Genomic DNA, 21013 nt, shown 5'->3' on the forward strand with positions numbered 1-21013 from the left:
CCCGCCTCCTCACAGACGCATTTCAGGATCGGTCCCCGGCGTCAAGGGTTGACGCGCAGAGCTTTGGCTTCCTAGCATGCCCGCAATGCTGGCCGAACGCCTCGGGACCGCTGAAAAAACGGGCAAGCTCGATCTGCGTGGCCTCGTGCTCGGCCAGGTCCCGCCCGCGATCCGCGCGCTCCGGAACCTCGTCGAGCTCGATCTCGGGAGCAATGCCCTCGCCGAGGTGCCCGCGTGGCTCGGCGATCTCACGTCGCTCGAGGTGCTCCGGCTCGAACGAAACGCCCTCGACGACCTGCCCCGCAAGCTCGGGCGGCTCGACAAGCTGCGCGTCCTCGATCTGAGCCACAACAAGCTGAAGGACGTGCCCTCGTTCGTCGCGGATCTGCCGGCGCTCGCGTCGCTCGACCTCGGCCAGAACCGCATCGAGTCCGTGCCGCGGTGGCTCGCGGACCGGAAGGCGCTCCGGGCGCTCGGGCTCGGAAAGAACCCGCTCGACGCGTTCCCCGAGCCAGTGCTCGCGCTCTCCGATCTCACGGAGCTCGGTCTCTCGGGGCTCGGATTCGAGGCGCTGCCGGGGGATCTCGGCGCGCTCTCGGCGCTGAAGAAGCTCGACCTCGGGGAGAACCGGCTCTCGGGGCTGCCCGCGTCGATCGGCACGCTCGGCGAGCTCGCGGCGCTCGTGCTGCGCGGAAATCGGCTCACGGAGCTGCCGCCGATGCTGCCGGCCCTCCGGCTGCGCGCGCTCGACGTGTCGGGCAACCGCATCGGCGTGCTGCCGCTCGCAGGGCACAAGTGGGACGAGATGGAGGCGCTGGAGCTCGGCGACAACCCGCTCGTCGTGCTGCCCGAGGAGGTCGCGGCGTTCGGCTCGCTCCGGCGGCTCGACCTGCGAAACACGTGGCTCGAGAGCCTGCCCGATACGTTCGCGCGCCTCACGGGGCTCGGGACGCTGCTGCTCGCCGGTTCGCCCGTGGGCCTGCGCGACGGAAAACCCCCGGACGTGATCTTCGCGCTTTCGGCGCTCGAAGAGCTCGATCTGTCGCTCGCCGGGATCACGGTGCTGCCCGAGGCGATCGGCTGGCTCTCGCGCCTCAAATTCTTGTGGCTCCAAGGAAATCCGCTCGCGAGCATCCCGGCGGCGCTGCGATCGATGCAGCACCTCGAAGAGCTCGACCTCACGGACACGCCGTTCGGCCGGACCGACGAGGTCGAGGCGCTCTCGCTCGCGCTGCCCAAAACACGCGTGGTGTGCGTCGACTGGGCGGCGACATACCGTTCGATGTTGGAGGATATCTACATCCTACGGGACGATACGGGGCTCGACGATGTCGAGATCGCAAAGTGGGTGGTCGCACGCGAGCGCGGGGCGCGTTTGCCGGCGGAGGGGCGGCTGCGCCCGGTGGACGAGGAGGTGCTCGTGCGGCTGCACGCGCTCGTGTTCGTGCAAGCGCCGCGGCGGCGCGTGACGACGCGGGCCGCCGTGGGCGTGCTGATCGACCTCGTGGCGAGGGATCAGCTCGGCTGGCACGAGGTGCTGGAGCAACTGCTCGACGGCGCGCAGGCGAGCGGCGGGACGAAGAGCCGCCGCAGCGGAGACGTGGGGCGATGAGGGACGACGCGACGCGGATCGCGGAGCTCGAAGCGGAGGTCCGGGTGCTACGCGCGCGCGTCGCGGAGCTCGAAGCCCGGGCCGTGGAAAAAATCTCGGCCGCCGGGGAGGAGAGCTTCGACGAGGCGTTCATCGGCTGGAGCGCCGAGGGAATCGTGTACCAGTGGAGCGACGAGGCGACGCGGCTCTTCGGGTATTCGCGCGAGGAGGCCCTCGGGCGCTCGCTGCATTCGCTCGTCGCGCCGCCCTGGGTGAGCGAGGAGCAGAGCCAGGCCGCGCTCGCCATGACGCTCGGGGGCAAGCTGCAGCGGACGGGGCTCATCCCGATCCGGACGAAGAGCGGCACCTCGCTGCTCGGCCGCTGGGTGCACGAGCTCGGGCGCGACGCGGAGGGGCGGGCGGTGACGATCATGTCCCGCGTGCTCGTGCCGCGCGCCTCGACGCTGGTATCGCTCGGGCAGGCGACGATCGGCTGGAACCTCGATGGGGCGGTGACGCGCTGGAGCGAGGAGACGGCGCGGCTGCTCGGATGGTCGCGGGAGGAGGCGTTCGGGCAGTTGGTCACGGATCTCGTGAGCCTGGACCGGCGGACGCCGGAGCAGCTCAAGCAATGGGCGCACGCGGTGGCGACGGGGTCGATGCAGACGATGCGGGCGCAGCACCGGAGGCGCGACGGGCGGCCGATCGAGCTCCGATGGTCGCACACGGTGCTGCGCGACGCGGAGGGGCGGCCGACGGAGATCCTGTCGGAGATCGAGGACGTGACCAACCAGCAGGCGACGGAGCGCGCGCTGCGCGATAGCCAAAGGCTCCTGCTCGCGGTGCTCGACAACACGCCGAGCTACGTGTTCGTCAAGGACATGCAGGGGCGGTTCTTGATCGTCAATCGGCAGGTCGAGTCGTACCTCGGCAAATCACGCGCGGAAATCGCGGGGCTCACCGATTACGATATTTTTCCGCGCGACGTGGCCGAGTTTTTCCACCGGCAGGACGAGGAGGCGCTCCGGACGGGCCGCGCCATGCAGTACGAGCAGACCTTGCCCTCGCCGGACGGGCCGCTCTCGTACCTGGCGCTGAAGTTCCCCGTGCTCGACGCGCAGGCAAACCCCATGGCGGTCGCCGTGATCTGCACGGACATCACGGAGCGCAGGCGCGCCGAGGAGGAGCAAGCCCTGCTGCGCGAGCAGGTGATCGAGGCGCAAAAAGCCGCGCTGCGGGAGCTCTCGACGCCGCTGATGCCGCTCGCCGAGGGGGTCGTGGCGTTGCCGCTCGTGGGGGCGATCGATGCCGAGCGGGCCGAGGAGATCATGGATACGCTGCTCGACGGCGTGAGCCGGTACGGGGCGCATACGGCGATCGTCGACGTGACGGGGGTGCGGAACATGGACAGCCACGTCGCGAGCGCGCTCGTGCGGGCGACACGCGCGGCCGAGCTGCTCGGGGCGCGCGTGGTGATCACGGGGATCCGCGGCGAGGTGGCGCAGACGCTCGTGCACCTCGGCGAGGGGCTCGGTGGCATCACCACGCGCTCGACGTTGCGGGCCGGGATCGCCTGGGCGCTCAGGCGTTGAGGTCGGCGCGGTAAGGCTCGAGCGTGGCGCGGAAGGCGTCGGTCCAGGGCACGGGCCGGTGCGTCGCGGGATCGACGCGCACGACGGTGCGGGTGCCGCGGGCGAAGTCCTCGTCCTGGTCGGTGGGGAGCACGCGGAAGCCGAAGGTGAGGCTCGAACGACCGAGTTTTTCGACCCAGACCCGGACGCGCACGTCGCAGACGCCGACCACGGGCCGGAGATATTCGATGTTGTTCGCGCGGACGAAGTGGAACTGGTCGGGGTTCTTCTGGGCGTCGAGGACGCCGCCCCAGCCGAGGTGCTTCCAGAACGAGCCGATCGTGCGCTCGAAGAGGAGGAGATACCGGGCGTTGTGCAGGATCTGGAAGGCGTCGAGGTCGTCGAAGTAGACGCCCATGAGCGTCTCGTGAAAGCGGGCCATGGTGGCGGAGAATAGCAGCTAACGCGGAGTGTCGAGCGTGCGCAAGGCCCACGCCCGCGTGGATGCGGCGCGCAGGGCGGCGACGCGGACGCCGAGCACGGCGCAGCCCGGGAGATACACGGTCGAGACGCGCGCGCCGAGCGGGACGAGGACGATCGAGACGACACACACGGCGATGCCGATCCAAGCGAGGGCGACGCCGAGCACGCGCAGGCGTTCGCGAGGGACGGCGGGCACGAGCGCGACGATCACGAGGTAGGCCGCGAGGAAAAACGAGCGGTGCGCGAGCGCCGAGCCGAGGAGCGCCACGAGGAGCCCAGCCGACACGAGGATCGGGAGCGGCACTTCGGAAGGCGGCGTACGCGGAGGAGCAGGGGCCATAGCGGCAAACGCGGCGAGGTTCGGCGCGGTACGATACCCGGGCGCATCGTGCCGGCACGCCAAGAAATTGTCTCCGCAATGCAATCCGGAATGCGTGTGTCGCGGGTCACAAATATGGTCGTTCCGGACCAACGTCGGTGCGAGCGCGGTTGACGCGAGGCGCGAGGGGACGGATGGCTGAGCCGATGCGGTTCTGGCTGGAGGGGCACACGCTCACGGAGGTCGTCCTCGAGGGGGAGGTGACGACGCTTTATCGAGGGTACCGGGACGTCGATGGGGCGCCGGTCCTCGTGGAGGCGCTGAACGAGGATTACCCGGCCGCGCGGGACGTGGCGCGGATCCGGCACGAATTCTTGGTGATGCGGGGGCTCGCGCTTCCATGCGTGCCCGAGGCGCTCGGGCTTTCGCCCTGCCGCAACGGCGTGGCGCTCGTGCTTTCGGATGCGGGGAAAAGGCCGCTCATCGAGCGGATGCGCGTCGGGCGGCAGATTGTGGGCTCGGTGCTCCGGCTCGGGGCCTCGATCGCGCGCGCGCTCGACCGCGTGCACCTCGTGGGGCTCGTGCACAAGGACATCTGCCCCGCGAATATCCTGGTCGACGACGGGACGCTGGAGGTGGAGCTCGTCGGATTCGGCCACGCCTCGCGGCTGCCCCGGGAAGATGCGCGCATCGCGGCATCCTCGGCGATCGAAGGGACGCTCGCGTACATGGCGCCCGAGCAAACGGGCCGGATGAACCGGGTCGTGGACCATCGCGCCGATCTTTATGCGCTCGGCGTGACGCTGTACGAGCTCGCGACCGGCGCGCTGCCCTTCGTGATGGAAGATCCGCTCGAGCTCGCGCACGCCCACATCGCGCGCGCGCCCGTGCCGCCGCACGTGCTCGTGCCGGAGCTGCCACGCGTGCTGTCGGACATCATCGTCAAGCTGCTCGCGAAATCGGCCGACGACCGCTACCAGCGCGCGCGGGGGCTCGAAGCGGACCTCGTGGCGTGCGCGTCCGCGTGGGAGGAGCACGGCCAGATCGAGCCGTTCCCGCTCGGCAAGCACGACCTCGGCGCGGAGCTCGTGCTGCCGCAAAGGCTCTACGGCCGGGAGCGGGAGCGGCAGCAGATGGCGCAGGCCTTCGAGCGGGCCGCGTCGGGGCGGCTCGGGTTGATCATGCTGTCGGGGCCGGCCGGCGTGGGCAAGTCGACGCTCGTGCGCGAGCTCGAGAGCGTGGCGGCCCTGCACGGGGGGATTTTCGCCGAGGGCAGGGCCGACGCGGTCGGGAGCCGCGCGCCGTGTGGGCTGCTCTCGTCGGCGCTGCGGGACCTCGTGCGGCGGATCCTCGGCGGGCCTCCCGAGGACGCGCGGGCGTTTTTGCGGGAGCTCGCGCGGACGGTCGACGCAGGCTCGGCGGCGCTGTTCGCGCTCGTCCCGGAGCTCGAAGGGGCGCTCGGCGAGCGGGAAGCGCAGCCGCCGATGTCGGCAGCCGCGTCGAGCGGGAAGCTCGCGGTGCTCGTGCGCGCGCTGCTCGACGCGGCGAGCCGGCAAGGCCCGCTTGTGCTTTTCCTCGACGACATCGGCGCGGCCGACACGGACTCGATCTCCGTGGTGCGGGTCGTCTGCGCGGATCCGTCGGCGAAACGGCTTTGCATCGTGCTGTCGCGGCGAGAGAGCGCGCCGTCCGACGAGGTGCGGCTCCTCGACCTGCGCGAGCTGCGCCAGGCGGGCGTCTGCGTGACCGAGATCGCGCTCGGGCCGCTCGTGTCCTCGGACGTGCGCGCGCTGCTCGGCGACGCGCTCGGGGCGCCCGAGGATCGCGTCGCCGATCTCGCGGACGTGCTCGCGGCGGCGACGCATGGAAGCCCCTTCCTTTTGCGTGAGGCCCTGCGCGCGCTCCACGCCGAAGGGTTCGTGCGGTTCGACGCGGGCGCGGGCGCCTTCCGCTGGGACGTGGAGCTCGTGCGCAACCACCTCGGCGCCGAGGGCGCGCGTGATCTCGTCAGCGAGCGGGTCGCGGCGCTGCCGGCGCGTTCGCAGCGGATCCTGGAGCTCGCCGCCTGCCTCGGCCCGAGCTTCGATCTCGACACGCTCGCATGTGTGGCCGAGCGGGAGCCAGCCGCCGTGGCAGAGGACCTCTGGCCCGCGCTCGAAGCTGGCCTCGTCCTTCCGCTCTCGTCCGATTACCGCTTCGCGCACGCCTCCGCGGCGGCACCGCCTTCGCCGGGGGAGGCGTGGGAGGTGCCGTACGCGTTCTCCCACGAGCGCGTGCACGAGGCCGTCTACGCGCGGATCCCCCCATCGCGGCGGCAGGACGAGCACCTCCGGCTCGGCGAGATCCTGGCCTCGCGCGGGGAGCACGGCGATCGCGACATGCTGGCCGCGGTCCGCCAGCAAAACCGGGGGCTCGCGTCGATGCGCGACCCTGGAAAGCGGCACGCCCTCGCCGAGCGGGATCTGCTCGCGGGCCGGAGGCTCCAGGCGATCGGCGCGCTCTCCGAGGCGATCGCCTGCTTCGAAGCGGGGCTCCTCGCCCTCGCCGGGGACACGCCCCACGCGCTCTGGTTCGATCTCACCCGCGAGCTCTGCGCCTGCCTCGTCACGCGCGAGCCGAGCGGCGCGGCCGAGGCGCTCGTCGCGGCGCTCGCGAAAGGGGCGCGGTCGAAGCTCGAACGGATCGAGGCGCAGCGGCTGGAGGTCGCGCGGCAAGCCGCCGCCGGCCACCCGATCGAGGCGCTCCGCGTGGGCGCGCGGGACCTCGGCGAGCTCGCGTTCGTCGTGCCGGACAGCGAGGCCGAGCGGCGCGCGGCGCTCGTCCGGGAGGCGCAGGCGATCGAGGCCGAGCTTGCCGGCCGCGCGCCCGCATCGCTCCTGTCCTTGCCCGTCGCGCGGAGCCCGGAGGCCGTGGCCACGATGGCGCTCCTGCTCGAATTGCTCGCGCCTGCGGGCGCCGTGAGCCGCTCGGCCACGGGGCTCGTCGCAGCCGCGCTGGTGCGCGCGTCCATCGCGCACGGCAACACCGAGGCGTCGGCCGTCGGCTATGCGGCATACGGCGCCGCGTTGTTTGTCGTTCCCGCGCTCTCCGAGGCCGGCCAGGCGTTCGGCGACCTCGCCCTCGCGCTCGCGGAGGACCTCGGCGAGGGGCCGCTCGCGTGCCGCGTCCACCTCGCCGCCGGCTCGATCCTGCATGCGCGAAGGCCTCGGCGCCTCGCGCTCTTCCATTTTCACCGCGCCGTGGGCCAGGCCGTTGCCGTGGGCGACTTGCCCACGGCTTGCCGCGCGGCCGCGGAGGTTCTCGCCGCGCGCTTCGAGCTCGGCGACGACCTCGCCCGCGCCTGCGATGAAGCCGAGCGTAGCCTTGCCCTCGCGCACCGCGCCCCGGGCGCCGAGGCCGCGGCGGATCCGGCCGCGCGTATCACGTTGCAGGCCGTGCGCAGCCTGCTCGGGCGGACCCGCGCCCCCGCGAGCCTCGACGGCGACGACTTCGACGAGGCCACGTTCTTCACGGCCGACGAGACCCCGGGCGGCGCGCGGGCGCGTTTCTACGGCCGCGCGCGCCGGGCCGAGCTTTTCCTGCTGCACGAGGACGCGGCGAGCGCGGCGCGCGAGGCGCTCGCGGCGGCCGAGGGCCTCGGCGACGTCGAGGGCGAGTTCCTCGCGACGGACCTGCCCGTCTGGCTCGCGCTCGCGCTCCTCCTCGACGGCGCCGCGCTCCCCTCGGCGCGCGCGTCACGCCTCGCGCGGGTGGACGTGATCCTCGAAGGCCTCGCGGCCCTCGCCGCGCGTTGCCCCGAAAACTATGAGCGCAAATGGCTCCTCGTCTCGGCCGAGCGCGCGCGCGCCGCGGGGGACGAGGCCACGGCGCTCTCGCTCTACGAAAAGGCGATCCGCGCCGCCGCCGAGAGTGGCGTGTCGCGGGACGAGGCGCTCGCCAACGAGCTCGCCGCGCGTTTCCACCTCGAACGCCGCCGCGACACCGTCGCGCGGGCCTACATGGGCGAGGCCTACCAGGCCTACCTTCGCTGGGGCGCGATCACCAAGGTCGACATGCTCCGCGAGCGGTATGGCTTCCTCCTGCCGCGCCGCAGCGTCGGGCCCTCGGCCGCGCCTTTGCCGGGGCTCTCGGGCGAGTTCGACCTCGGCGCCGTCATGCGCGCGACCCGGGCCATCGCCGAGGAGATCGTGCTCGACGTCCTCCTCGATCGCGTGATGCGCGTCATCGTGGAGACCGCGGGCGCCCAGCGCGCCGTCCTCCTGCTCGATCGCGGCTCGGGCCTGCACGTCGAGGCGGCCATGACGATCGATCCCGACCGCGTCCTCGTCGGCATCGACGCGGCGCGCGCGGCCGGCGAAGAGCTCCCTCGCGCGCTCGTCGACGAGGTCGCGGCGACCCGCGCGCCCGTCGTGCTCGGCGGCTCGCGCGGATTCGATCGGTTCTCCAAGGATCCGTACCTCGTCGAGCGACGGCCGCGCTCGCTCCTCTGCCTCGCCATGGCCCACCGCGGCCGCCTCTCGGGCGTGCTCTACCTGGAGAACCGCGCGGCGGCCGACGTCTTCAACGAAGCGCGCATCGCGGTCGCCTCCTTCCTCTCCTCGCAGGCCGCGATCGCCGTGGAGAACGCGCTGCTCGTGGCGAGCATCCAGCGCATGCACGAGGCGCAGCGGCTCGCGAACGAGCGCCTCGAACACGAGGTCCGCGCGCGCACCGCGGAGCTCGAACGCGAGCTCGTCGAGCGCGAGCGCGCCGAGCGCGAGAAAGAGGCGCTCCACGACGCGATGCTCGAGGCGCAGGAAGCGCGATTGCGCGAGCTCTCGGCGCCCATCCTCCCCATCGCGGACGGGATCGTCGTGATGCCCCTCATCGGCGTGCTCGACGAGCGCCGCGCCGACGAGATCCTCGCGGCGGCGCTCGCGGGCGTCTCGTCGAGCGGCGCGCGTGTCTTGATCCTCGACATCACGGGGGTGCGGGGGGCTTCGGCGAGTGTCGCGTCCGCGCTCGTCGCTGCGGCCTCGGCCGTGGGCCTGCTCGGGGCCGAGGTCGTCATCTCCGGCATCCGCGCCGCGGTGGCGCGTACGCTCGTCGACCTCGGCCATCCGATGCAGGGCATCGCCACCCGGGCGACCTTGAAGGGCGCGGTCGCCTGGGCGCTCGCGCGCGCCCAGCGGTAGGGTTGTCTCGACAGACCTGGATCAGCGGAAGCTGCGCATGCCGACCAGCATGCGCCCGCTCACGGCCGACGCCGCGATCAGGATGCCGCCGCCGAGACCGAGGAGCGCCACCAGGAGCAGCGTGTACGGCTGGATCCCGAGCAGCGCGAGGATGCCGAGGATCGCGGCGCCGATACCCACGAGCGCCTGCACGCCGGCTGCGCCTTGCACTGCGTCACGCGCCATGCGCACGCGCCGGTCGTAGGGGAACGCCTCGCCGAGCTGGTTCACCGCGCTCGTCGCGCCCGTCGACAGCAAGAGGCCGCCGCCGAAGGCCACGACGGACACGGCCGACAGCGTCAGCGGCGCGATGTTCAGCAGGACGAGCACGCCCATCACGATGCCGGCGGCGCCGACGAGGAACTCCACGCCCACGCCTCCGCCGAACTCCACCTCGTCGACACGCTGCCCGCTCACGCGCGAGGCGAATTGCGAGTACCGCGAGGCCAGCGCGCCGCCTGCGAACAGGAGCGCGGCGCCGACCGCGATGATGGCGATGGCGGTCATCGTTTGCCGGGCGATCCCTGCCAGACCGAGGATCGCGAGCACCACGGCGGCTATGCCGCCGAGGGCTTCCACGAGCGAGCCGGCCGTCACGATCTGCATCGAACGCTCGCGCTCTTGCCGGTCGAACTCGGGCGGCCGGGTGCCCGTCGTATTGCCGAGATTCTCCATGGTTGTTACCCCCGCCTTTGGTGGGCCGAGCCCGGGCGCTGCGCGAGAGGGCGCAGCGGAGAGCGGGATCGGCCAGGCTCGCGTTCGTGCTCGCATGTGGCGTGCCGAAGGGGTTCGTCCGGACGGGCGGGCGTGCGCTCGTCCACGCTCGCCGCCCTCCGCGCACGCTCGGGTTGCCTGCGCGCGTGATCCCTTCTCATGCGGCCGCCCCGAACCGTGGCTTTGCGAGAAATTCGTTCGCCGTTCTTGACAGGGTCTCGGTTTAGACTCAGTCTAACCCACGTGAGGCCGACGAAGCCGACCAAGCCGACGACGGCGAGCAGCGTGCTTTCCGAGGCGGAGCTCCTCGAACGGCACGGCGTTCTGCCCTCGGCGCAGCGCCTGGCCATCGCGCAGTACGTCCTGCGCACCGACGAGCACCCGTCGGCCGACCAGGTCTTTGCGAAGGTCAAGCGGGCGCTGCCGATGGTGTCGCGGGCGACGGTCTACAACACCTTGAACCTCTTCGTGGACAAGGGCCTTCTGCGGGCGCACGTCCTCGCGGAGGGCAAGGTGGTGTTCGATCCGAACCTCGCGCCGCACCATCATTTCATCGACGAGGAGACGGGCGCCATTCACGACGTCCCGTGGAGCGCGCTCGCCGTGTCGAACGTGGACGCGCTCGAGGGCTTCGACGTGCACGAATACCAGGTCGTCTTGCGCGGCAAGCTCAAGAAAGCCCGCTCCACCTGACGCGCCCGCGCGTCCGAGGCGTGGCCGCTTTTTTGCGCCGAGCGTTTAGACGAGGTCCAGAGCTGGACACAGTACAAAACGGATTCTGAAGTCGAGAGAGACATTCCAGGAGGAAGACATGCTGACGGTTTCCCAGAAGATCCCCGCGTTCAACCTGAAGGGCGTCGTGAGCCTCGAGCAGGGCAAGGAGTTCCACGACATCAAGAGCGAGAACTTCCAGGGCAAGTGGCTCGTGATGTTCTTCTGGCCGATGGACTTCACGTTCGTCTGCCCGACCGAGATCGCGGGCTTCGGCAAGCGTTATCGCGACTTCAAGGATCGCGATTGCGAGGTCCTCGGCGTCAGCACCGACACGGAATACGTGCACCTCGCCTGGCGCAAGCAGCACCCGGACCTGCGCGACCTGCCGTTCCCGATGGTCGCCGACACGAAGCGCGAGCTCTCGCAGTCCCTCGGCGTCTTGCACCCCGACGCGGGCGTGGCGCTCCGGGCGACGTTCATCGTCGACCCGAACGGCATCATCCGGCATGTCGGCGTGAACGACCTCTCCGTCGGCCGCAGCGTCGACGAGGTGCTCCGTGTCCTCGACGCGCTCCAGACCGACGAGCTTTGCCCCTGCAACTGGGTGAAGGGCCAGCCGACGCTGGAGGCGTCTTGAAGCCATGAGCGCGTTCGAGGCCATCCGCGCGAAGCTGCCCGACGCCGCGCGGGACACGAAGCTGAACCTGCAGAGCGTGCTCGAGGGTGATTCCTCGCTCAGCCGGGCGCAGCGGCTCGGGATCGCCATCGCGGCGGCGGCGAACGCGCGGAGCTTGCCGCTCCGCGAGGCGCTCGTCGAGCAGGCGCGCGCGGAGCTCGAGAACGCAGACGCCGTGATCGACGACGCCTACGCGGCGGCGACCTTGATGGCGATGAACAACGTGTATTACCGGTTCCGGTACCAGATCGGAAAGGAGACGTATTCGCAGCGATCGCCGAAGCTCCGCATGAACCGCATCGCCCAGCCGAAGACGTCGAAGGCCGATTTCGAGCTCATGAGCCTCGCCGTGAGCGCCATGAACGGCTGCGAGGCGTGCGTGAAGTCGCACGAGCAAGCCGTCCTCGCCGGCGGGCTCGGCGAGGATCACGTGCACGACGCGGTGCGAATCGCCGCGACGATCCAGGCGGCGACGGTCGCGCTGGAGATCACCGGCGGGGCGGTTTAACCTCCCAAACCCTCGGACACGGCGCCTCGCCGCGTTTCCCCCCTGGCGCGGCGAGGCGCCGTGCTCTCCGAGGACAAACCCTCCCTCGTTTCGATAGGAGCTTTCATGTACCCGAGCCCGAGCCATCTGCCCGAATCCTCCCGCGTGGCCATCGTCAAGACCCTGAACGAGCGCCTCGCCGACGGCCTCGATTTGCACAGCCAGATCAAGGTCGCGCACTGGAACATCAAGGGCCCGCATTTCGCCGCGCTGCATCCGCTCTTCGAGACGTTCGCGACCGAGCTCGCGGCGTTCAACGACGAGATCGCCGAGCGCGCCGTCACGCTCGGGGGCCTCGCTGCCGGCACGACGCGTCACGTCGCGGCCTCCTCGCGGGTGCCCGAGTACCCGCAGGAGACCACGCGCGGCCTCGACCACGTCCGCCTCCTCGCCGAGCGCTTCGGCGTTTACATCCAGGGCCTGCACGCCTCGCGCGCCATCTCCGACGAGCACCGCGACGCCGACACGTCCGACCTGCTCACGAACATCATCACGACGTTCGACAAACACGCCTGGTTCCTGCTCGCGAGCCTGGAAGGCTGAGCACAAAAGGAAACCGGGCTCCGTCCTCCCTCCGTCGAAATCGCCCTCGAATCGCCCTGTCCCGAACATAGGACATATTCTGTCCTTGCGCAGCGCGCGAATGCGTTGACGCGAAGCGTCTCCCATTCGATGCTTCCACGCATGAGCCCGTCGGGAAGGAAGACGCTCGTTGTCCTGATCAGCCTGGTTGCGCCTGCGATCGCGGGCTGCGGCATGGCATCGACGATCGAGACGAACACGCGCGCCATCCAGGAAACCACGAAAACCATGAGCGATACCGCCGGCGTTCTCGAGCGGTCGAATTCGAACATGGAGCGAATGGCTGGAGAGCTCGACGCGCTCGGCCCGCCCATGGAGCGGCTCTCGGGGCTCGAAACGCCGATGAAAGAGCTCGCGTCCCTCGGCTCGGTGATGGATCGGCTCGGCGCCGGCATGGCGCGCCTCGAAGCGCAGATGAGCACCATGGAGAAGGGCCTCGCGCGCCTGGAAAAACCCATGGAGGACGTGGCTCTGCTGCGTGAGCCGATGAAAGAGGTCGCGGCGCTCGACGAGGTGATGGGCGAGGTCGCGCGGCTCGACGAGCCGATGGGCAAGGTCGCGGCGCTGCGCGGGCCGATGGAGGATGTGGCGACCCTGCGCGGATCCATGGAAACCATGGCGAATTGGGCGCGAGGTGATGCGGGCGGCAAAACCGCGGGTTTTGCGTTCGGGGCGCTCGCGGCGTGGATCGGCGCGACGTTCCTCGGCGTCTACCTCGGTTTTCTGGCCGGCATGCGGCGCATCCGCCCGCCGCGTCGTGCGGGGCGCAAGCCGCGGGCGCGGCGCGGCGCGGTCGTCGTCGCGATCGACCGAGGCAGAGCCAAGGCGCTTCGGGGCGACGCCTCGCGTGGACAGAAGCAGACGCGCGAAGAGGAGGATGAGCGCGGGCCCGCGAGCGGCGTGCAGCGGTCGTTCGGCTCGCTCTACGAAGAGTGGAGCAGCCACGGACCCACGGGCGCGCCGTAGTGCGCGAGATCCTGCGCACGAAAACAAGCTCTTGCCCGCGTGCGCCGAACCTCGTATGACCCGGCGAGGGCCTCGAACGGCCCGCAGGGAACACGAGCGATGAAGCGAGAGAAGCGATTGACGAAGCGCGAGCGCAAGGCCCTCGCGCCCGCGCGCCCCGCAGCCCCGGCGCACGTGCATCACATCCATTGCATTGCATGCGGCCGCCACCTCGAGCCCGACGAGATGCAGACGGGCGAGGCGGTGATGCTGCGTTGCTTGCACGGCTCGACGTTCCCCTCGTGCAGCGGCTGCCGCACGCGATCGACGGAGCTTCTGGCCGAGCACGACCGGACGGGCCAGGCGGTCCGGACCGCGTCGGCCTGGCACTGAGGGTGAGGAGCGGGGGGGTTTTGGTGACGGCGGGGCGCGGGTGATGGGGAGCGCGGATCGATTCACGCTCGCCGAGCGCGTCGGGATTGGCGCGACGGCGGAGGTCATTCGGGGCTTCGACCAGGAGCGCCGCGTGCCCGTGGCGATCAAGCGCCTGCACGAGCACCTCGCGGTCGATCCGATCACGCGGGGTCGATTCGAACGCGAGGCGCGGCTCTCGGCGCGCATCACGAGTGAGCACGTCGTCGGTTACGTCGACGCCGGGATCGACGCGGACGACCGCCCTTACCTCGTGCTCGAATGGCTCGAAGGCGAGGACCTCGCGCACCGCATCCGTACCTCGGGCGCGCACCTCGACACGGCCGAGGCCCTCACCATCACGCGTCAGGCGGCGCTCGGGCTCTTTGCGTTGCACGAGGCGGGCATCGTCCATCGCGACGTCAAGCCGGGAAATCTCTTCCTCGCCGAGCAGGGCGAGGCCGCGCCGTTCGTGGTCAAACTCCTCGACCTTGGCGTCGCGCACGACAGCGCTTCCGAGAACGTCGACGGGGTCGCGCTCGGCACGCCGTTTTACATGTCCCCCGAGCAGGCCCGGGGCGACACCGAGATCGGCCCTCGCTCGGACCTCTTTTCCCTCGGCGTCCTCCTTTTCGAGCTGCTCTCCGGAAAAAAACCTTTTGCGGGTGACGATGCCTTCTCCGTCCTCGCCAAGATCGTCCTCCAGGCGCCGCCGCGTTTGTCGGACGCCTGGCCCGGGGCGCCGCCCGTGCTCGACGCCCTCGTCGCGCGGGCGCTCGCGCGTGACCCCGAAGCACGATTCGCCTCGGCCCGCGCGATGGCCGACGCGATCGCGGCCGCCGAGCGCGTGGTCCTCGAAGGCGCGGCGCCTCCTTTGGATATCGCGCTCCCGCCGGCCCTCGTGCCGAGCGACGATCACCTCGTGGGCGTCATCTTCGGCCGATTGCCCCTTTCGAGCAACGTGGGCCGGACGCGCGCCCTCTTCCAGCGCATCGCCGAACAGCAGGGTGGGGTGGTCATTCCACTGCTCGGTCGTGGTGTGGCTGCCATTTTTGACGGCGAATGCGCCGACGGCCTCCTTCGTGCGGCCGATGCAGCGCTCGACCTGGTAAAACAAGTGACCGGCGTTCGATTGTCGCTCGTGACCGGCGGGGCTTTGCCGTCCGGGGCGGGGTTATCGGCGTCCGTGATCGAGCGCGGAACACGCGCGCTCGAGCGTCCGCGCGCCGACGTGAACGAGCCGCCCGTGCGTATCGACGACGCGACGGCGCAGCTCCTCGAAGAGCAATATGCGATCGAGGGGGCGCCTGGATCCTTGTCGATTCGTGGCACGCGTGGGCGAAGCTCCCCGAATACGTGATTCCATTTGCCCGCGCCGACGCGTCCGGGATAAAGTCCGCACCGCTTCGAACGGATCGACGAGCGCCGTGGGCTCCCTTTCGGGGGCGGCGCGCGAAGGGAGATCTACGATGAACGGATGGTGGAAGAGGGGCGCCGTGGCCCTCGTGCTGGGCGGATTGCTCGGCGTGACGGGCCTGGCGTCCGCGGATGTGGCGCCGTCGCCGAGGCCGATCCCGGTCGTGGACAAGGGCAAGGGCCCGGAGAAGGCGCAGGTGGGCAAGGGGCCTGAGGGCAAGGGGCCTGAGGGCAAGGGCAAGCCCGAGGACAAGGGCAAGCCGGACGACAAGGGCAAGCCCGAGGACAAGGACGCGGGCGCCGACGCGGCCGCGGCCCCGGCCGAGTCCGAGGCGGACCAGAAGGCCCGGGAAGAGAAGCACAAGGCCAAGAAGGAAGCGCGCAAGGCGAAGTCCAAGGAGGAGCGCGAGGCCCTCAAGAAGAAGGTCTCGACCGCGCTCAAGGGCCAGCCGATGGCCACGGCCATGAAGCAGGAGCTCGAGCGGCATGCGCGCCGCCTCGCGCGCCTCGAGCGCGTGAAGGACCTCGCCGAGGAGGCGAAGGACACCGAGGCGACCGAGCGCGTGCAGAAGCTCCTCGACAAGGAGAATGCGCGCCACGAGAAGTGGATGGCGAACTACGACGCGAAGACCACGGGCGCGAAGGGCGCGGGCGCGGACGGAAAGCCCGCGGAGAAGGCAGGTGAGAAATGAATCGCTCGATCGTGCTCGCGCTGCTCGCGCTCTCGGCGCTCGTCGTCGCTTGTGAGGAGCAAAAGCCCCAGGCCGGCTCGACGACGACGGGCGGCGCCGCCACGGCCCCGGTGGTCCTCGACGACAAGGACATCCCGACCGCGGCCGATTACGACGACCAGGCCGAGAAGGACATCTCCGCGACGAACTACAAGTCCGAGCTCGACACGCTGGAGAAGGAAATCACGTCCCAGGATTGAGCGGGGCGTGATGTTTTGCGGGGGGGAGGGGCCGGGCGACCGGCCCTTTTTCATTTCAGTTCGACCCGCAATAACGCAGGTGGCAGACAGGGGTGAGCGGCAGGTAGAACACGTAAAACCCGCCGCAATGCGCGATCTGGACCGCGGACGACCAGTAGCAATTGTTGCCCGACCAGTTGAAGCACACCGTGGCGTTCACGACATCGCCCTGCTTGGCGGGGTACGCGCCCTGGAGCCACCCGGGCGCGTCGGTGCCGCAGGAATAATCGGCCGGCGGGGACGTCGGCATCTGGGTGCCCGCGGCGCCCATGAACCGGTACCAGCCCTCCCCGATCGCCTGGTTGTCGCAGATCTCGACCCCGCCGTCGCCGTCGTTGAAATTGACGTTCCGGTCCGCCTCGCTCAGCGTCCCGTAGCTCATGCATTGCGGCAGGAGATTGTCGAGCGTGCAGCCGGGCCCGCAGCCGTCGCCGCCGACGAGGTTGCCGTCGTCGCACTCCTCCACGCCGGCCCGCACGTAGCCGTCGCCGCAGATCGCGTTCTTGCACGTCCCGACGCACCCGTCGGTGTTCGACATGTTCTGGTCGTCGCATTCCTCGACGCCCACCTGGACGATCCCGTCGCCGCACGCCGCGGCGATACATCCCTGCCGGCACGCGTCCGTGTCGTCCGCGTTTCCGTCATCGCAGGCCTCGATCCCCGCGTGCACGAATCCATCCCCGCAGGTCGCGACCTTGCAGGCCGACGTGCAATTGTCGGTGTCGTCCGTGTTTCCGTCGTCGCAATCCTCGCCTTCCTGGATCGTACCGTCGCCGCAGGTCGACAGCTTGCAGGCATTCGTGCAGCCGTCGTCGCTCACCATGTTGCCGTCGTCGCAGCCCTCGACGCCTTCCCAGACGAACCCGTCGCCGCATTTGGCCTGTTTGCAGGTCGAGAGGCAGTTGTCGGTCTCGACGTCGTTGCCGTCGTCGCATTCCTCGCCGGTCTGATAGACGCCGTTGCCGCAGGGCGAGGGCACCCCGCCGCCCGTTCCGCCGGTCCCGCCCTCGCCGCCCTCGCCGCCCTCGCCCCCTTTCACGGGATCGGGCGCGTTGACGAAGGAGCAGGCGGCGAAGAGCGTGAGGGCGAGGAAAATCCCAGCGTGGCGCGAGGCGTTCATGGCAACTCCCGGGCAAAATCCAGCAAAGATGCCATCATGTTCGGCCGGATTGCCGGCAACGTCAAGCGGGCGCGGGATCGCTCAGTTCGTGCCGCAGTACCGGAGGTTGCACACCGGCGCGAGCGGCAGGTAGAAGACGTAATAACTTCCGCAATGCGCGATCTGGATCGCGGACGACCAGTGGCAGGCGTTCCCCGACCAGTTGAAGCACGCGGTCGCGTTCACGACCTCGCCCTGGCTTTGCGGGTACGCGCCCTGGACCCAGCCGGGCGCGTCGGTGCCGCAGGCAAACTCGGGCGGCACGAAGGTGGGCATCTGGGTGCCCGCGGCGCCCATGAATCGGTACCAGCCCTCCGCGAGCACGTCCCTGTCGCAGGTCGAGGTGCCGCTGTAATTGACGTTTCGGTCCGCCTCGCTCAGCGTCCCGTAGCTCATGCATTGCGGCAGGACGTTGTCGAGCGTGCAGCCGGGCCCGCAGCCGTCGCCGCCGACGAGGTTACCGTCGTCGCACTGCTCCACGCCGGCCCGTACGTAACCGTCGCCGCAGATCGCGTTCTTGCACGTCCCGACGCACCCGTCGGTGTTCGACATGTTCTGGTCGTCGCATTCCTCGACGCCCACCTGGATGATCCCGTCGCCGCACGCCGCGGCGATACATCCCTGCAAGCACGCGTCCGTGTCGTCCGCGTTTCCGTCATCGCAGGCCTCGATCCCCGCGTGCACGAATCCATCCCCACAGGACGCGACCTTGCAGGCCGACGTGCAGTTGTCGGTGTCGTCCGTGTTCCCGTCGTCGCAATCCTCGCCTTCCTGGATCGTACCGTCGCCGCAGGTCGACAGCTTGCAGTCATTCGTGCAGCCGTCGTCGCTCACCATGTTGCCGTCGTCGCAGCCCTCGACGCCTTCCCAGACGAACCCATCGCCGCATTTGGCCTGCTTGCAGGTCGAGAGGCAGTTGTCGGTCTCGACGTCGTTGCCGTCGTCGCATTCCTCACCGGTCTGATAAACGCCGTTGCCGCAGGGCGAGGGCACCCCGCCGCCCGTTCCGCCCTCGCCGCCTTCACCGCCTTCGCCCCCGACCTTCACGGGATCGGGCGCGTTGATGAAGGAGCAGGCGGCGAAAAGCGTGAAGGCCAGGCACAATCCCGCGTAGCTCGTATATTTCATGGCATCTCCCGGACCGGCCAAACGGCCGCCATGTTCGTCCGGAGCGATGGCAACGTCAAGCGCGGCCGGCCCAATTTCGGGGGGCGTCAATCGTGGAGCGGCAGGTCGATCCCGTCGCCGTCCTCGGCCACCATCACGGGCGTCCGCTCGTCGAGCTCCTCGCGCGCCTGGCCGAGCAGAATGTCCGGATCCCGATCGTAACGCGTCGACAGGTGCGTGAGCACGAGCCGCTTCGCGCCCGCGTCGCGCGCCACGATCGCCGCCTCCCGCGCGGTCGCGTGCCGCGTGTCCCGCGCGCGCGCCTGCTCCTGATCGCCGAACGTCGCCTCGTGCACCAGCACGTCCGCGCCCTCCGCGGCCCGCGTCGTGCCCTCGCAGGGCCGTGTATCGCCGGAAATCACGATCCTCCGACCGGGCCGCGCCGGCCCCATCACCTCGCGGGGCGCGATCGTGCGCCCGCCTGGCAGCCGCACCACCTCGCCGCGCTGGAGCTTGCCGAAGAGCGGACCCTCGGGCACGCCGGCCGCGCGCGCCGCCGCCGGATCGAACCTCCCCGGCCGCGGATCTTCGATGAGCGCGTATCCGATCGACGCAATGCGGTGGTCCGTCGCGAACGCCTCGATGCGATATCCGTCTCCTCGGAACACCACGTCGCCGGGCTCGGCCTCGGCGATCGTCACGGGCAGGGGCGCGTCGTCGGCGCCGAGGCGGATCACCTTGGGCAGGAACGTCGCGGCCGTACGAGGGCCGACGAGCGCGAGCGGCTCGGTGCGGCCGAGCATGCCGAGCGTGCGCAGAAAGCCGATGATGCCGAGGTAATGGTCGGCGTGGAAATGCGTGAAGAACACGGCGTCGAGCGCGAAGCCCGTGCCGTAGCGGATCATCTGCCGCTGCGTGCCCTCGCCGCAGTCGAAGAGGAAGCTCTGGCCCTCGCGCTTGACGAAGAGACCGGACAGGTTCCGGTGCGCGGTCGGGGCCGCGGCGGAGGTGCCGAGGAAGGTCAGGCGTAGGCTCGACATGGGGGGTTCGGGAGAGGGGTTTGTCTCTGGACCGGCCGGACGAACGTACCACGCGCGCGGGCCCCTGCCATCCCGCGCTTCGTTCACGGTGTGGACGTGATCCGATCCGGGTCGCCGAGGAACTCGAAGTGCATCGTGTCCTCGAGCTTGTCGTGCCCGAGCCAGTAGAAGCCGAATCGCTCGAAGGTCTCGACCCAGCAGCGCGGCAGCTCCGCGCGCTCGTACGCGGTCGCGCCCTGCTTGCGGCACGCCGGGTGATCCGGGAACGGCTCCACGCAGCGGCAGCAGGGGTTGCGCTCGGGATCGATGTCGATCGCGATCCCGTAAAGATGGTTCGAGACCTCGCCGTTGTGGAACGTGTTCTTGCCGCGCACGCCGAGCAGGCGCTTCGCCTCGTAGGGCGTATCGCCGCAGCGCGCCGCGATCGCCTGCTCCACGCAGCGCAGGGCGGGCACGATTTTCCGGTTCACCTGCACGGGCAGCCCGAGGAAACGCACCTGCTCGATGTAGTCGGCGACCGCGCGCTCGTTCCATTCGAGCGGCGCCGTGCCCCAGGACCTCCCATAACGCTCGGTCCGGAATCGCAGCGCCCGCGTCTGCATCTCGGCGCGGGTTTTGCGCTCCTCGGGCGGCAGGCCGTCCTGGATCGTGTAGTTCCCGCGCACCAGGAACGGCAGCGGTTTTTGCTCGTTGCAGGTGAGCCCTTCGAGCGGCGCGTCGGGCGCGCTCGACGCGTGCGCCGCGGCCGCGACGGCGAGCGCGAAGACGAGCCCGAGCCCCACGTGCCCGGGAAGGGCGCGACGCAGGGCGCGGCGGTCGTCGCGGGGCTCGATCACGGCGAGGCGAGAATACCAGAAAGAAAAAACGAGCGAGCGCCGCGCGCCCCTCACTTCGGACATATGCTGTCCGATTCGACGCCGCGTGGACGGGCTGGGCTCGCCCTGGTATCCAGTCGTGGCGCATGATTCGGCTCGAGCTCGCCGGCGTCCACTCGCTCCTCCTTTCGCCGCTCTGCGCGCGATGTCCGCACGGACGGGCGGGCTGCTGCGAGGCGCCGCCGGCCGTGGCGTGGGCCGACATCGGGCGGATCGTATCGCTCGGCGGCCGCGACTTTTTGCTTGCCGAGATCCAGGAAGGCCGCCTCCTCCCGCAAACGCGTGGCCTCTCCATTCGCCGCGTCCCGCCGAGCGGGCCCTTCCCCGAGCGATGCGGCTACCTCGGCGAGACCGGCTGCGTCCTCCCGCCCGATCGCAGAAGCGCCACCTGCAACTATTACCTTTGCGAAGAGGCCTTCGCCGCGGCGGAAGACGAGGCCGATCCCCGCGTGCCACGAGGCCGCAAGCTGCACGATCGCTTGACCACGCTCTTCGGCCGCTGGGACCTCGAGCTCGCCGAGGCGATCGGCGCGCGGTATCCGGACGGCGCGCCCTGGGACGCCGAATTCCTCGATTGGCTCGGCGCCGAACTCGGAGCGCTCGTGCGCAAAGCCCGGGTGTGATGCAGGGAGGCGAAGTCATTCGAGGGCGGCATCCGCGCGCGGAGCCGCCCTCGAACC

The 21013-nt window shown here is 70.2% G+C and carries 20 protein-coding genes; 13 read left to right on the plus strand and 7 right to left on the minus strand.

From position 1 onward, the window contains the following. Positions 1 to 85: 85 nt before the first annotated feature. Positions 86 to 1612, plus strand: coding sequence for a leucine-rich repeat domain-containing protein (locus tag QHF84_RS22850; RefSeq protein WP_281315495.1), 1527 nt, complete (start codon positions 86 to 88; stop codon positions 1610 to 1612). Beyond that, on the plus strand, positions 1609 to 3183 hold the full coding sequence (locus QHF84_RS22855) for a PAS domain S-box protein (protein ID WP_281315496.1): 1575 nt from the start codon (positions 1609 to 1611) through the stop codon (positions 3181 to 3183). Before QHF84_RS22850 ends, QHF84_RS22855 begins: the two co-directional genes overlap by 4 nt. Here QHF84_RS22855 and QHF84_RS22860 read toward each other — a convergent pair. Together QHF84_RS22860 and QHF84_RS22865 are read right to left on the minus strand one after the other, a co-directional pair. Next, entirely contained in the window at positions 3173 to 3604 is a 432-nt protein-coding gene (locus tag QHF84_RS22860; protein WP_281315497.1) for a thioesterase family protein, read from the minus strand. The two genes, QHF84_RS22855 and QHF84_RS22860, sit on opposite strands and share 11 nt — an antisense overlap. 18 nt (positions 3605 to 3622) lie before the next feature. Next, positions 3623 to 3949 (minus strand): hypothetical protein, encoded by a 327-nt coding sequence (locus QHF84_RS22865; RefSeq protein ID WP_281315498.1) that lies wholly within the window; start codon positions 3947 to 3949, stop codon positions 3623 to 3625. A 209-nt stretch (positions 3950 to 4158) separates the two neighbouring features. On the opposite strand from QHF84_RS22865, the gene QHF84_RS22870 reads away from it, so the two are divergent. Beyond that, positions 4159 to 9138 (plus strand): AAA family ATPase, encoded by a 4980-nt coding sequence (locus tag QHF84_RS22870; protein ID WP_281315499.1) that lies wholly within the window; start codon positions 4159 to 4161, stop codon positions 9136 to 9138. A gap of 21 nt (positions 9139 to 9159) precedes the next feature. Here the strand turns inward: QHF84_RS22870 and QHF84_RS22875 are convergent, their stop codons facing one another. Continuing rightward, on the minus strand, positions 9160 to 9852 hold the full coding sequence (locus QHF84_RS22875; RefSeq protein WP_281315500.1) for a hypothetical protein: 693 nt from the start codon (positions 9850 to 9852) through the stop codon (positions 9160 to 9162). A 282-nt stretch (positions 9853 to 10134) separates the two neighbouring features. Here QHF84_RS22875 and QHF84_RS22880 point away from each other — a divergent pair, with 282 nt between their 5' ends. From QHF84_RS22880 to QHF84_RS22920, 9 genes are all read left to right on the plus strand, one after another. After that, entirely contained in the window at positions 10135 to 10584 is a 450-nt protein-coding gene (locus QHF84_RS22880; protein WP_281315501.1) for a transcriptional repressor, read from the plus strand. A gap of 118 nt (positions 10585 to 10702) precedes the next feature. Further along, on the plus strand, positions 10703 to 11242 hold the full coding sequence (locus QHF84_RS22885; protein WP_281315502.1) for a peroxiredoxin: 540 nt from the start codon (positions 10703 to 10705) through the stop codon (positions 11240 to 11242). 4 nt (positions 11243 to 11246) lie between these two features. After that, on the plus strand, positions 11247 to 11789 hold the full coding sequence (locus QHF84_RS22890; RefSeq protein ID WP_281315503.1) for a carboxymuconolactone decarboxylase family protein: 543 nt from the start codon (positions 11247 to 11249) through the stop codon (positions 11787 to 11789). 105 nt (positions 11790 to 11894) lie between these two features. After that, complete coding sequence (gene dps, locus QHF84_RS22895) at positions 11895 to 12371, plus strand: DNA starvation/stationary phase protection protein Dps (protein ID WP_281315504.1); 477 nt, start codon at positions 11895 to 11897, stop codon at positions 12369 to 12371. Between the two features lie 141 nt (positions 12372 to 12512). Next, complete coding sequence (locus QHF84_RS22900; RefSeq protein WP_281315505.1) at positions 12513 to 13376, plus strand: hypothetical protein; 864 nt, start codon at positions 12513 to 12515, stop codon at positions 13374 to 13376. A gap of 99 nt (positions 13377 to 13475) precedes the next feature. After that, the gene (locus QHF84_RS22905; protein WP_281315506.1) at positions 13476 to 13748 is read left to right on the plus strand and encodes a hypothetical protein; all 273 of its coding nucleotides are present in this window, start codon (positions 13476 to 13478) and stop codon (positions 13746 to 13748) included. Between the two features lie 43 nt (positions 13749 to 13791). Next, positions 13792 to 15126, plus strand: coding sequence for a serine/threonine-protein kinase (locus QHF84_RS22910; protein WP_281315507.1), 1335 nt, complete (start codon positions 13792 to 13794; stop codon positions 15124 to 15126). A gap of 109 nt (positions 15127 to 15235) precedes the next feature. Then, positions 15236 to 15874, plus strand: coding sequence for a hypothetical protein (locus QHF84_RS22915; protein ID WP_281315508.1), 639 nt, complete (start codon positions 15236 to 15238; stop codon positions 15872 to 15874). Next, positions 15871 to 16113, plus strand: a complete 243-nt coding sequence (locus QHF84_RS22920; RefSeq protein ID WP_281315509.1) for a hypothetical protein — start codon at positions 15871 to 15873, stop codon at positions 16111 to 16113. Before QHF84_RS22915 ends, QHF84_RS22920 begins: the two co-directional genes overlap by 4 nt. Positions 16114 to 16168: 55 nt before the next feature. Here QHF84_RS22920 and QHF84_RS22925 read toward each other — a convergent pair whose 3' ends face one another. The 4 genes from QHF84_RS22925 to QHF84_RS22940 form a co-directional block, all read right to left on the minus strand. Next, positions 16169 to 17272 carry a DUF4215 domain-containing protein gene (locus QHF84_RS22925; RefSeq protein WP_281315510.1) on the minus strand — a complete coding sequence of 368 codons (1104 nt, stop codon included), beginning with the start codon at positions 17270 to 17272 and terminating at the stop codon, positions 16169 to 16171. A gap of 81 nt (positions 17273 to 17353) precedes the next feature. After that, the gene (locus tag QHF84_RS22930) at positions 17354 to 18439 is read right to left on the minus strand and encodes a DUF4215 domain-containing protein (RefSeq protein ID WP_281315511.1); all 1086 of its coding nucleotides are present in this window, start codon (positions 18437 to 18439) and stop codon (positions 17354 to 17356) included. 86 nt (positions 18440 to 18525) lie between these two features. After that, positions 18526 to 19458, minus strand: a complete 933-nt coding sequence (gene rnz / locus QHF84_RS22935; RefSeq protein WP_281315512.1) for a ribonuclease Z — start codon at positions 19456 to 19458, stop codon at positions 18526 to 18528. An 83-nt stretch (positions 19459 to 19541) separates the two neighbouring features. Further along, positions 19542 to 20294 (minus strand): M15 family metallopeptidase, encoded by a 753-nt coding sequence (locus QHF84_RS22940; RefSeq protein ID WP_281315513.1) that lies wholly within the window; start codon positions 20292 to 20294, stop codon positions 19542 to 19544. A 125-nt stretch (positions 20295 to 20419) separates the two neighbouring features. Here QHF84_RS22940 and QHF84_RS22945 point away from each other — a divergent pair, with 125 nt between their 5' ends. Further along, positions 20420 to 20956 (plus strand): hypothetical protein, encoded by a 537-nt coding sequence (locus tag QHF84_RS22945; protein ID WP_281315514.1) that lies wholly within the window; start codon positions 20420 to 20422, stop codon positions 20954 to 20956. Positions 20957 to 21013: the final 57 nt, after the last annotated feature.

Origin of the sequence: Polyangium sp. y55x31 (assembly GCF_029946505.1) — a bacterium.
Taxonomy (GTDB): Bacteria; Myxococcota_A; Polyangia; order Polyangiales; family Polyangiaceae; genus Polyangium.

Excerpts from the sequence above, each read along its gene's own strand:
- QHF84_RS22860 (WP_281315497.1), bottom strand. The coding sequence starts at position 3,604 with ATGGCCCGCTTTCACGAGACGCTCATGGGCGTCTACTTCGACGACCTC.
- QHF84_RS22910 (WP_281315507.1), top strand. The coding sequence starts at position 13,792 with ATGGGGAGCGCGGATCGATTCACGCTCGCCGAGCGCGTCGGGATTGGC.
- QHF84_RS22925 (WP_281315510.1), bottom strand. The coding sequence starts at position 17,272 with ATGAACGCCTCGCGCCACGCTGGGATTTTCCTCGCCCTCACGCTCTTC.
- QHF84_RS22855 (WP_281315496.1), top strand. The coding sequence starts at position 1,609 with ATGAGGGACGACGCGACGCGGATCGCGGAGCTCGAAGCGGAGGTCCGG.
- rnz (WP_281315512.1), bottom strand. The coding sequence starts at position 19,458 with ATGTCGAGCCTACGCCTGACCTTCCTCGGCACCTCCGCCGCGGCCCCG.
- QHF84_RS22885 (WP_281315502.1), top strand. The coding sequence starts at position 10,703 with ATGCTGACGGTTTCCCAGAAGATCCCCGCGTTCAACCTGAAGGGCGTC.
- QHF84_RS22915 (WP_281315508.1), top strand. The coding sequence starts at position 15,236 with ATGAACGGATGGTGGAAGAGGGGCGCCGTGGCCCTCGTGCTGGGCGGA.
- QHF84_RS22875 (WP_281315500.1), bottom strand. The coding sequence starts at position 9,852 with ATGGAGAATCTCGGCAATACGACGGGCACCCGGCCGCCCGAGTTCGAC.
- QHF84_RS22890 (WP_281315503.1), top strand. The coding sequence starts at position 11,247 with ATGAGCGCGTTCGAGGCCATCCGCGCGAAGCTGCCCGACGCCGCGCGG.
- dps (WP_281315504.1), top strand. The coding sequence starts at position 11,895 with ATGTACCCGAGCCCGAGCCATCTGCCCGAATCCTCCCGCGTGGCCATC.
- QHF84_RS22870 (WP_281315499.1), top strand. The coding sequence starts at position 4,159 with ATGGCTGAGCCGATGCGGTTCTGGCTGGAGGGGCACACGCTCACGGAG.
- QHF84_RS22945 (WP_281315514.1), top strand. The coding sequence starts at position 20,420 with ATGATTCGGCTCGAGCTCGCCGGCGTCCACTCGCTCCTCCTTTCGCCG.
- QHF84_RS22930 (WP_281315511.1), bottom strand. The coding sequence starts at position 18,439 with ATGAAATATACGAGCTACGCGGGATTGTGCCTGGCCTTCACGCTTTTC.
- QHF84_RS22850 (WP_281315495.1), top strand. The coding sequence starts at position 86 with ATGCTGGCCGAACGCCTCGGGACCGCTGAAAAAACGGGCAAGCTCGAT.
- QHF84_RS22905 (WP_281315506.1), top strand. The coding sequence starts at position 13,476 with ATGAAGCGAGAGAAGCGATTGACGAAGCGCGAGCGCAAGGCCCTCGCG.
- QHF84_RS22900 (WP_281315505.1), top strand. The coding sequence starts at position 12,513 with ATGAGCCCGTCGGGAAGGAAGACGCTCGTTGTCCTGATCAGCCTGGTT.
- QHF84_RS22920 (WP_281315509.1), top strand. The coding sequence starts at position 15,871 with ATGAATCGCTCGATCGTGCTCGCGCTGCTCGCGCTCTCGGCGCTCGTC.